General features: G+C 73.6%; 3 protein-coding genes. All 3 read right to left on the bottom strand.

Translation table 11 applies throughout. From position 1 onward, the window contains the following. Positions 1-210, bottom strand: a 210-nt coding sequence (locus FV228_RS29950) for a glycosyltransferase (protein WP_147857752.1), incomplete at its 3' end; no start/stop codon positions are given. Continuing rightward, positions 207-1007, bottom strand: a complete 801-nt coding sequence (locus FV228_RS29955; protein ID WP_147857753.1) for a polysaccharide deacetylase family protein — start codon at positions 1005-1007, stop codon at positions 207-209. The genes FV228_RS29950 and FV228_RS29955, both read right to left, overlap by 4 nt. Continuing rightward, the coding region (locus tag FV228_RS29960; RefSeq protein ID WP_187277978.1) for a DegT/DnrJ/EryC1/StrS family aminotransferase at positions 1004-1332 on the bottom strand (329 nt) is incomplete at its 5' end. The genes FV228_RS29960 and FV228_RS29955, both read right to left, overlap by 4 nt.

The following is a 1332-nucleotide window of genomic DNA, read 5'->3' on the forward strand; positions in this document are numbered from 1 at the left end:
GGCGCGCGCGACCGGCACGTGGAGGGCGCCGAACGCGGCGGCGACCTCGGCGGCCGGACCCAGCTGACCGTTGTCGCCCACGATGATCTCGAAGGCGAGATCGGGCGCCTCCAGGGCGCGGATGCTCGCCAGGGCCTCGCGCAGCAGGGCGGGCCGGTTGCAGGTGGGGACCACCACGGAAACCGTGGCGCGGGGCGCGGGCTGCATCATGTCCATTCTTCCCAGGCGTCGTAGACGCCGTTCAGGAGGGCCCCGAAGACCAGGTCGTTGTCGAAATGCGTGACGAAGTTGCGCCCGATGGTGCCGAGCGGCCGCGTCTCCACGGCCTGCGCGTAGACGATCCGGTAGCCGGCCTGCTGGGCGGCGCGGGCGGCCGCCGGTGTCCAGTTCGCCGACTGCCCCAGCGGGATCGCGAAGCTGTCGGGCCGGATGCCGAGCCGGGCCGCGATCGCCCGGCGCGAGCCGTCGAGCTCCTCGGCCGCCCGCTCGGCGCCGAGGCCCCCGAAATTCGGATGGGTGACGGAATGGCTGCCGATCTCGACGCCGGCCGAGGCCAGGGCCTCGACCTCGCGCCAGCCCAGGATTCCGCGCGGGCCGGTCCCCGGCCGGTCGAGCCAGCCGGAGACGACGAACAGCGTCCACGGAATCCCGTGATCCCGCAGGATCGGCTCCGCGGCGTCGAGCACGCTGCGCCAGCCGTCGTCGAAGGTGATCGCGAGGTCACAGGGTTCACCGCTTCCCTCGGCGATGGCGGCGGCCGGCACGAAGCGGTAGCCGAGGCGCAGGGCCAGCTCGATCTGGTGCCGGAAGCGCTCGGGTGTGACGTCGTTGACGCCGCATTCGGGCTGCCCGATCGAATGATAGCAGAGGATGCGCCCGCCCGGCCGCTCACGGCGCGTCCCGGCGACCGCCAGGGTGGTGCGTTCGTAGGCCATCCGGGCGACCGCGAACCGCGGACGGGTGAGCCCCACGGTGCGGGCGAGGCTCTTGACCGGCCCGGGGATCATCGCAGGGCGGCGCGCAGGCCGGCGACGACCTGGTCCTGCATCGCGTCGTCCATGCCGGCGTAGAGCGGCAGGAGGATCGCGTGGTCGCGCGCCCGCTCGGATTCCGGCAAGGCGAAGCGCCGGGGCGCCTCGGCGTAGGGCGGCTCCAGGTGGGCGCACATGATGCCCCGGCGGGTGGCGATGCCCTGATCGAGCATCGCCTGCATCACGACGCCCTGATCGGCCGTCTCCGGCAGGCGGATGCAGAAGCTCTGCCAGTTGCTGCGCGAGCCCATCGGCTCGGGCGGCGGCGTCACCTCCGGCAGGTCCGCGAGCCGCGCCCGGT

The sequence above is a fragment of the Methylobacterium sp. WL18 genome (assembly GCF_008040015.1).
GTDB lineage: Bacteria > Pseudomonadota > Alphaproteobacteria > Rhizobiales > Beijerinckiaceae > Methylobacterium > Methylobacterium mesophilicum.

Excerpts from the sequence above, each read along its gene's own strand:
- FV228_RS29955 (WP_147857753.1), bottom strand. The coding sequence starts at position 1,007 with ATGATCCCCGGGCCGGTCAAGAGCCTCGCCCGCACCGTGGGGCTCACC.